The 9,482-nt window shown below is 66.6% G+C and carries 8 protein-coding genes; 7 read left to right on the forward strand and 1 reads right to left on the reverse strand.

Features of this window, described 5'->3' with window-relative positions:
- The 6 genes from AC1DJN_RS17930 to zipA all read left to right on the forward strand — a co-directional run.
- Window positions 1-218: CbrC family protein (locus tag AC1DJN_RS17930; protein ID WP_478039648.1), on the forward strand; the 218-nt coding region annotated here is incomplete at its 5' end.
- 201 nt (window positions 219-419) lie between these two features.
- A complete protein-coding gene (gene rpsF / locus AC1DJN_RS17935) occupies window positions 420-857 on the forward strand; it encodes a 30S ribosomal protein S6 (RefSeq protein ID WP_025876882.1) in 438 nt (145 codons plus the stop codon).
- Window positions 858-868: 11 nt separating this feature from the next.
- A complete protein-coding gene (rpsR, locus tag AC1DJN_RS17940) occupies window positions 869-1,099 on the forward strand; it encodes a 30S ribosomal protein S18 (RefSeq protein ID WP_478039650.1) in 231 nt (76 codons plus the stop codon).
- A 105-nt stretch (window positions 1,100-1,204) separates the two neighbouring features.
- On the forward strand, window positions 1,205-1,657 hold the full coding sequence (rplI, locus tag AC1DJN_RS17945) for a 50S ribosomal protein L9 (protein WP_478039653.1): 453 nt from the start codon (window positions 1,205-1,207) through the stop codon (window positions 1,655-1,657).
- Window positions 1,658-2,057: 400 nt separating this feature from the next.
- The gene (gene smc / locus AC1DJN_RS17950; RefSeq protein ID WP_025876909.1) at window positions 2,058-5,561 is read left to right on the forward strand and encodes a chromosome segregation protein SMC; all 3,504 of its coding nucleotides are present in this window, start codon (window positions 2,058-2,060) and stop codon (window positions 5,559-5,561) included.
- 46 nt (window positions 5,562-5,607) lie between these two features.
- Entirely contained in the window at window positions 5,608-6,345 is a 738-nt protein-coding gene (zipA, locus tag AC1DJN_RS17955) for a cell division protein ZipA (RefSeq protein ID WP_025876911.1), read from the forward strand.
- A gap of 73 nt (window positions 6,346-6,418) precedes the next feature.
- On the opposite strand, the gene AC1DJN_RS17960 is transcribed toward zipA, so the two are convergent.
- Window positions 6,419-7,543, reverse strand: coding sequence for a pyridoxal phosphate-dependent aminotransferase (locus tag AC1DJN_RS17960; RefSeq protein ID WP_442252049.1), 1,125 nt, complete (start codon window positions 7,541-7,543; stop codon window positions 6,419-6,421).
- Window positions 7,544-7,729: 186 nt separating this feature from the next.
- On the opposite strand from AC1DJN_RS17960, the gene ligA reads away from it, so the two are divergent.
- Window positions 7,730-9,482, forward strand: a 1,753-nt coding sequence (ligA, locus tag AC1DJN_RS17965) for an NAD-dependent DNA ligase LigA (RefSeq protein WP_478039655.1), incomplete at its 3' end; no start/stop codon positions are given.

Genomic DNA, 9,482 nt, shown 5'->3' on the forward strand with positions numbered 1-9,482 from the left:
GGCTGAGCCATTGTGAACGGCCCTGCGCCTTCCTCGGCTTTGCCGGCAGCGAGGACCTCCTGCCCATCCTCGACCAGGTCCGGCCGGACGTGGCCGAGGTCAACCCGCGCGACGCCGACTGGTTGCTGGAACACCTGAGCCGGGACGGGGAGATGGTTGGCTGCCTGTTCCAGTGCCTGCAATGCGGCCAGCACCGCCTGCATGTGGACCTGGGGTAGCCCGGGGCGGTTTCCGCGTTCGCCGGCCATGGCCCGGCGCTACCATGTTCAGGTCGGTCTGCGGCTCGCCGGTTGCCCGGCAGCCCCATCTGCGCCATAATGCGCGGCTTCCTGCCTCCTTGGCAGGATCCCTTGCCCCACCGCGGTATCAACGGCGGGGGGCTGTCCGGCCGCAAGGCCACATCCGAAAGGTAGAAAAACATGAGTCGTCATTACGAAATCGTGTTCATGGTCCACCCGGACCAGAGCGAGCAGGTCCCGGCCATGATCGAGCGCTACAAGTCGCTGGTCGAGAACGGCAACGGCACCATCCACCGTCTGGAAGACTGGGGCCGCCGCCAGCTGGCGTACCCGATCCAGAACCTGGTGAAGGCGCACTACGTGCTGCTGAACATCGAAGTCGACCAGGCCGTGCTGACCGAGCTGACCGAAAGCTTCCGCTTCAACGACGCCGTCCTGCGCAACCTGGTCATCAAGCGTGACGAGGCTGACACCGAGCAGTCGCTGATCATGAAGAGCAAGGACGAGAAGGGCGACAAGCCCGAGCGTGGTGAGCGTCGTCGTCGTGATGACGAAGAAGGCGAAACCACCCCCGCCGCTGACAACGATGCCGGCGACGACGCCGCTTCGGCCGCCTAAGGAGCACTGACATGTCCAAGTTCTTCCGTCGCCGCAAGTTCTGCAAGTTCACGGCCGAAKGTGTCAAGGAGATCGACTACAAGGATCTCAACACCCTGCGCCAGTACCTGACCGAGAACGGCAAGATCGTGCCGAGCCGCGTCACCGGTACCAAGTCGAAGTACCAGCGTCAGCTGGCGACCGCCGTCAAGCGCGCTCGCTTCCTGGCCCTGATTCCGTACACCGACAACCACGACGTCTGATGCCGGCGGGGCAGCTTCGCGCTGCCCCCGCTGTGCCAGCTATTCGGACAGCCTTTGTTGCGGGGCCCGCGCCTCGCTAACGAATAACTTATCTGGAGCAATACCATGCAGCTGATCCTCCTGCAGAAAGTCACCAACCTCGGCAACCTGGGCGACCTGGTCGACGTGAAGCCGGGCTACGGCCGTAACTTCCTCGTGCCGCAGGGCAAGGCCGTTCCGGCCACCGAGAGCAACRAGGCCGAGTTCGAAGCCAAGCGCGCTGATTACGAAGCCAAGGCCCAGTCCATCCACGCTGAAGCCGAAGCCCGCAAGGCCAAGCTGGAAGGCGCGAGCGTGACCGTCGCCGCCAACGCTTCGACCGAAGGCAAGCTGTACGGCTCGGTCGGCGCGCGCGAAATCGCCGATGCCTTCACCGCTGCCGGCCTGGCGCTGAGCAAGAGCGAAGTCATCCTGGGCGAAGGCGCCTTCCGCAACATTGGCGAGTACGAAGTCCTGGTGCACCTGCACGCGGACGTCGAGACCACCGTCAAGGTCGTGGTTGAAGCCGAAAAGGCCTGATCCCACGCCGCAAGGCCTGGTATCACCAGAACGGGCGCCCGCAAGGGTGCCCGTTTTGTTTTGGGGCGGCCCGTCCGGCCGGGTCGGTGCTTGGCCTGCCGCGCCTGTGCCGATAGATCCTGGATGAATCCATGAAGATCAATGCGTTGGCCTCATTTTCCGGACCCGGGTCGGTTTACGGGGCGGCCTCCGGCAGAGCCTGGAAGCACGAGCGGGCGTGAGCGCTGAGCCTCCTCCCACGGTCATCCCGCCCGTGGAACATTGGCCCCGCTATACTCATTCCATTGCGTCACCCTTGGCCTTGTTGAATTCTTTTGAAATCAAGGGCTTGAGGTGCTGGCTGACCTGACATCCACTATGGTGGCGGCCGTAAGGCCCTTGCCCGGAACCCAATCACGCCATGCGTCTTTCCACGATCAAGCTGTCCGGCTTCAAGTCCTTCGTCGATCCGACCACCCTGCACCTGCCGACCAACATGACCGGCGTGGTGGGACCCAATGGCTGCGGCAAGTCGAACATCATCGACGCGGTGCGTTGGGTCATGGGCGAAAGTTCGGCCAGCCGCCTGCGTGGTGACTCGCTCACCGACGTGATCTTCTCCGGTTCCAATGCCCGCAAGCCGGTCTCGCAGGCCACCGTCGAGCTGATCTTCGACAACTCCGACCACACGATCTCCGGCGAGTACGCCTCGTTCAACGAGATCTCGGTCAAGCGTACCGTCAGCCGCGACGGCAGCAGCAACTATTACCTCAACGGCACCAAGTGCCGTCGTCGCGACATCACCGACCTGTTCCTCGGCACTGGCCTGGGCCCGCGCAGCTACTCGATCATCGAGCAGGGCATGATCAGCCAGATCATCGAGGCGCGCCCGGAAGACCTGCGCGTGTATCTGGAAGAGGCCGCCGGCATCTCCAAGTACAAGGAGCGCCGCAAGGAAACCGAGACCCGCATCCGCCACACCCGCGAGAACCTGGATCGCCTTGGCGACCTGCGCGAGGAAATCACCAAGCAGCTCGAGCACCTCAAGCGGCAGGCCAAGCAGGCCGAGCAGTACCAGGCGTTGCAGGAAGAGCGCCGGGTCAAGGATGCGGAGTGGAAGGCGCTGGAATACCGTGGCCTGGATGGTCGCCTGTCCAAGCTGCGCGAAGGGCTGTCGCAGGAAGAAACCAAGCTGCAGCAGCTGATTGCCGACCAGCGCGACGCTGAGGCGCGGATCGAGACTTCCCGCGTGCGCCGCGAGGAGGCTGCCGACGCGCTCAATGCCGCGCAGGCCGAGGTCTACCAGGTGGGCAGCACGCTGGCCCGCCTCGAACAGCAGATCCAGCACCAGCGCGAACTGTCGCAGCGCCTGCACAAGGCGCGCGATGAAACCCGCCAGGCATTGGCCGAACTGGGCCAGCACATCAGCGGCGACGAGGCCAAGCTGATGGTGCTGCGCGAAGCGGTCGATGCGGCTACCCCGCAGCTGGAAGCGCTGCAGGAAGAAAACGAGATCAAGCAGGAAGGCCTGCGTGAGGCCGAAGCGCGGTTGTCCGATTGGCAGCAGCGTTGGGAGCAGCACACCTCGCAGAGCTCGGAAGCCTCGCGCGCCGGCGAGGTCGAGCGCACCCGCGTGGACTACCTGGACAAGCAGATCCTTGATGCCGATCGTCGCCGCGAAGCGCTGGCGGCCGAACGTGCCGGGCTGGACGTGGATGCACTGGATGAAGTCTTCGAGCAGCTGCACCTGCAGCACGATACGCAGAAGACCGCGCTGGATGAGCTGACCGAGCAGGTCGAGGAGCGCAAGCACGGTGTCGCCGCCGTGCAGGAGCAGCAGCGCAACGGGCAGAACGAGCTGGCCGAGCTGCGCAAGCAGGTCAATGGCCTGCGCGGGCGCCTGTCTTCGCTGGAAACCCTGCAGCAGGCTGCACTCGGCCAGGAGCAGGGCGCGGCGGTGGCGTGGCTGAAGTCGCGTGGGCTGGATTCGGCCGCGCGCGTGGGTGAGCGCCTGGATGTTGATGCGGGTTGGGAAAACGCAGTGGAAAGCGCGCTCGGTCAATTGATCGAAGGCGTGCTGGTCGACGACCCGGCCAGCCTGGTCGATGCGTTGGGTGAGCTGGGCGAAGGCCGCATCGCGCTGGTTGCCAATGACGGTGCGGACCTGAAGGTCGCGCCGACCTCGCTGGCTGCACGTGTGCGTGGACCAGCGCCGATCCGGCGCCTGCTTGCACGCCTGCACGGCGCGCGTGACCTTGCCGAAGCCAATGCACTGCAGGCCAGCCTGCCCGAGGGCGATTCCATCATCACCCAGGGCGGTGAACGCTTGGGCGAAGGCTGGGTGCGCGTGTCGCGCTCCGGCGCCGCCAAGCAGGGCGCGCTGCTGCGCGAACGCGAAATCAACGAACTGCGCGAGCAGATCGAGCAGCTGCAATCGCGCGAAGCCGAACTGGAAGAACAGCTGGCCGGTTTCCGCGAGCACCTGTTGGCCGCCGAACAGCAGCGCGAGGATGCGCAGCGTGCGCTGTACCTGGCGCACCGCGCGGTGTCCGAACTGGCCGGCCAGCTGCAGGGCCAGCAGGGCAAGGTGGAGGCGGCACGTACGCGCATCGACCGTATCGAAGGCGAGCTCAGCCAGTTGCTGGAGACCCTGGACATCAATCGCGAGCAGGCGCGTGAAGCGCGTGCGCGGTTGGAGAATGCGGTCAACAGCATGGGTGACCTGGAGTCGAACCGGCAGGGCCTGGAGGGCGAACGCCGTCAGTTGACCGAGGCGCGTGATCTGGCCCGCGACGCCGCTCGTGCGGTGCGCGAGCGTTCGCACGCGTTGGCCCTGACCCTGGAATCACAGCGCGCCCAGGTGGCGTCGTTGAGCCAGGCGCTGGAACGCATGAGTACGCAGCGTGGCCAGCTTGATGCACGCCTGGGCGAACTGCATTCGCAGCTGGACGAAGGCGATACCCCGGTCGAATCGCTGCAGGCCGAGCACCAGAACGCGCTGGAAGAGCGTGTCCGTGCCGATCGCGTGCTGACCGAAGCGCGCACGTTGCTGGATGGCATTGATGCCGAACTGCGCAACTACGAGCAGACCCGCCACCAACGCGACGAGCAGGCGCTGTCCCAGCGCGAGCGCATCTCGCAGCGCAAGCTGGACCAGCAGGCGCTGGTACTCAGTGCTGAAACCCTGCAGGGCGCAGTGGAGAAGGCCGGTTTCGTGCTGCAGGATGTGATCAACGCGCTGCCCGAAGAGGCCCGCCTGGGCGACTGGGAGCAGGCGGTGCACCAGATCGACGGTCGCATGCGCCGGCTGGAGCCGGTCAACCTGGCCGCGATCCACGAGTATGGCGAAGCCTCGCAGCGCTCGGAGTATCTGGATGCGCAGCACGTGGACCTGACCACCGCGCTGGAGACCCTGGAAGATGCGATCCGCAAGATCGACCGCGAAACCCGGGGCCGCTTCAAGGACACCTTCGACCGTGTCAACGCCGGTGTGCAGGCGCTGTATCCGCGCCTGTTCGGTGGCGGCCACGCCTACCTGGAGCTGACCGGCGAAGACCTTCTCGATACCGGCGTGACCATCATGGCGCGTCCCCCGGGCAAGCGCGTGTCGAGCATCTCGCTGCTGTCCGGCGGCGAAAAGGCGATGACCGCCGTGGCGCTGGTGTTTGCGATCTTCCAGCTCAACCCGGCACCGTTCTGCCTGCTGGACGAGGTGGACGCGCCGCTGGATGAAGCCAACGTCGGCCGCCTGGCCAACATGGTCAAGGAAATGAGCGAGAAGGTGCAGTTCCTGTTCGTCAGCCACAACAAGGCCACGATGGAAGCGGCGCACCAGTTGTCGGGCGTGACGATGCGCGAGCCGGGTGTCAGCCGGCTGGTCAGCGTGGACCTGGAAGAAGCCGCGCGATTGGCGGGCGCGGCCTGACGTGCCATCCTAGTTACCTGAATGAACTAGCCGGAGAACCTAACGAATGTCCGACACGGCACTGTTGCGCATCGGCATCCTGGCCGCCGGCCTGCTGTTGGTCGCTGCGATCTTCCTGTTTGGCCGCCCGAAAAAGAAGCCCCAGGGCCGTCGCCTCGATAGCGCCGAACCGACCAGCGGCGAGCGTCGCGAGCCGGTGCTGGGCGAGGATGGCGTGCCTGTGGCCGGCGACCGCGTCGAGCCTGGCATGGGCGAGACGGTCGAGCAGGCCGAACTGGGGTTGCCCGATGTCGATGGCGCGGCCAGCGACCTGGGCAAGCGCGCGACGCAGGATTTCGACAAGATCGTTTCGCTGTTCGTGGCCGCCCGCGCCGGTGAGCAGCTGCGCGGCGAAGACATCGTCGTGGCAGCGGAGAAGACCGGCCTGGTGTTTGGCCACATGAATGTCTTCCACCGGCTGGTGGAGGGGCATCCCGAGCGAGGCCCGATTTTCTCGATGGCCAGCATCATGAAGCCGGGCAGCTTCGACATGGGCAACATCCGCGCCATGGAAACCCCGGCCATCGCCTTCTTCCTGACCCTGCCGGCACCGCTGACCGCGCTGGACGCCTGGGAGAAGATGCTGCCGACCGTGCAGCGCATGGCTGAACTGCTCGATGGTGTGGTGCTGGATGACAGCCGCAACGCGCTCGGCCGCCAGCGCATCGCCCACATCCGTGATGAGCTGCGCGCCTATGACCGCCAGCACCAGGCGCCGCCGCTGACCAAGACCCCGCGCTGGTAAGCGCGGCAGGTCCTGGCGTGCCGACCAACGGTCGGCACCCACAACAGTAGATCCACGCCATGCGTGGATAGGGTCAGGCCGGTACGCCGGCTACCTTCGCGAACGCGCTGCGGAAGCGCGCCATCTCTTCCTCGGTGCCCACGGTCACGCGCACGCGCTGCGGCCAGATCGGCCAGTTGCGGCCGATCACCACGCCGTTGTCCGCCATCGCCTTGGCAAAGGCCGCGCCGTCGCGCTGCACATCCACCACGAAGCAGTTCGCTTCGGTCGGCAGGCAGTCAAAGCCACGCTTGCCCAGCCAGGCGATGGTGGCCTGCCGGACCTTGGCGTTCTGCAGACGTCGCTGCGGGATCAACTGCGGGTCGCGCAGGCTGGCCAGTGCCGCTGCAAGGGCGGGCACCGGCAGCGGGTTCTCGCCCAGGCTCGCCAGCTCGCGCAGGCGCTCCGGATGCGCTGCAGCCACGCCAAGACGCAGGCCGGCCATGCCGTACAGCTTGGAGAAGGTGCGCAGCACGATCAGGTCATCGCGCTGGGCCACCTGTGCAATCAGGCTGGGCTGTTCGCTGTACTGCAGATAGGCCTCGTCCAGCAGCACCCGGGTACCTGCGGGCTTGTTGGCCAGCAGCCAGGCCAGCTCGTTGGCCGGACTGATCGAGCCGGTGGGGTTGTTGGGATTGCACACGTACAGCAGGCCGGTCGGTCGCGCGTGCGCGGCGGCCGCCATCGCGCGCAGGTCGTGCGCGCCATCGCCGCGCAGCGGTACCTTCTGCACGTGGGCACCACGCGAGGCAGCCATCTCGCCCAGCGTCTCGAAGGTCGGGTCGGCCACCACCAGGCCCGCCTGCGGGCCGGTCCACAGTGTCGCCGCACGGTTCAGCGGTTCGCTGGAGCCCGGATACAGGCGCACGTGGTTGGCGGGAATGCCCGCCTGGGCGATGAATGCGTCGCGCACCTCACCGGCCAGGGCGAAGCGGTAACGGCCGCAGCTGGCGATGCTGTCGAGCGCCGCCTGCTGGGCGGCCGGCGAGGGGCCATAGGGGCATTCGTTGAAGTTCAGCAGCACCGCGCCCGCATCGGCGGGTGGCGGCGCAACGGTCGCCGGCTGTGCCTGGGCCGACCGGGGCAGGCCGCTGCTGGCGAGGGCGAGACCGGCACCGGCCAGCTGCAGGAAGTGGCGACGGGAGGCAGGCAAGGTCACAGGGGGCGGTTCCGGAAGGGCGACCGACGCACGCTAGCGCTGGTGGTCAGTGCGGGCAAGGGGGTATGCAGCGTCTCCAATCATGCGCGACCGTTGCTCGCCGCCAGTCCCGCATGGCCCGGCTCTACAAGGTGCTGCGCGCAGGCGCGGTAGAATTCACGGCCATCCCAGAACCCGCGGACTCCGATGAGCCCCAGCCCCGCCGAACGTGCCGAAGACCTGCGCCGGCAGATCGCCCAGGCCAATCGCGCCTATCACGAGCTGGATGCGCCGGAGATCCCCGACGTCGACTACGACCGCCTGGTGCGCGAGCTGGAGGCGCTGGAGCGCGAGCATCCCGATCTCGCCCGTGCCGACAGCCCGACCCAGCAGGTCGGGGCACGCCCGTCCGGCCGCTTCGCCGAAGTCACCCATGCGGTACCGATGCTGTCGCTGTCTAACGCCTTCAGCGATGAGGAAGTGGCCGACTTCGTTCGCCGCATCGATGAGCGCCTGCGCCGCGGCACCCTGCGTTTTTCCGCCGAACCGAAGATGGACGGCCTGGCGATCAGCCTGCGTTACGAGGACGGTCATTTCGTGCTGGGCGCCACCCGGGGCGATGGCAGCACCGGTGAGGACGTGACTGCCAACCTGCGCGAGATCGGCGACATTCCCAAGCGCCTGAAAGGCAGGGACTGGCCGGATGTACTGGAAGTGCGCGGTGAGGTCTACATGGCCCGCGCCGACTTCGAGGCCTACAACGAGCGCGCGCGCCTGCACGGTGGCAAGATGCTGGCCAATCCGCGCAATGCCGCGGCCGGTTCGCTGCGCCAGCTTGACCCGAAGATCAGCGCGCAGCGCAGGCTCAGTTTCTTCACCTACGGTACCGGTGAAGTGCAGGGCGGTGAGTTGCCCGATACGCACTCGGGCACGCTGGCGCAGCTTCGCGACTGGGGTTTCCCGGTCAGCGACCTGTGCAAGGTGGTGGAAGGCAGGGACGGTCTGCTGGCGTACTACCGTGACATCGGCGAGCGTCGCGACGGCCTGGCATTCGACATTGATGGCGTGGTCTACAAGCTCGATGACCGCGCCGGCCAGCAGGCCATGGGCTTCGTGTCGCGCGCACCACGCTGGGCCATCGCGCACAAGTTCCCGGCGCAGGAACAGAGCACTACGCTGGAGGCCATCGAAATCCAGATCGGCCGCACCGGTGCTGCCACCCCGGTGGCGCGCCTTGCGCCGGTCGCGGTGGCCGGTGTGATCGTCTCCAATGCCACCCTGCACAACGCCGACCAGATCGCGCGCCTGGATGTGCGCGTGGGCGACAGCGTGATCGTGCGCCGTGCCGGCGATGTGATTCCGGAAGTGGTCAGCGTCATTCTCGACCGCCGTCCCGCCGGCACCACGCCCTGGCAGATGCCGACCAGCTGCCCGGTGTGCGGCTCGGAGATCGTGCGCGAGGAAGGGGCTGCTGCCTGGCGTTGTTCGGGCGAGCTGTCCTGCCCGGCGCAGCGCAAGGAGGCCATCGCCCACTTCGCCTCGCGACGGGCGATGGATATCGACGGTCTTGGCGACAAGTACATCGAAACCCTGGTGGACGCCGGCATCGTCAGGAGCGTGGCTGATCTGTACCGCCTCACCCGCGACCAGCTGCTGCACCTGAAGCTGGTGCTGGATGCTGAAGATCCTTCCGCGCTCGCGGCCGGCCTGAAACTGCACCTGCCGGCAGAAGGCAGTGGCGCGGTGCTCAACGCTGTGTTGAAACTGGATGGCAACGATGCGGGGTGGCGCGCGCAGGCATTGGCGCAGCCGGCAGCCTTCGAATGGAACACGAAGAAGATCGCGACCAAATGGGCTGACAACCTGATCGCTGCGATCGATGCCAGCCGTGATGCGACGCTGGAGCGACTGCTGTTCGCACTGGGCATCGAGCACGTCGGCGAGAGCACCGCCAAGGCAC

Source organism: Stenotrophomonas sp. 05L414_2 (assembly GCF_056397905.1).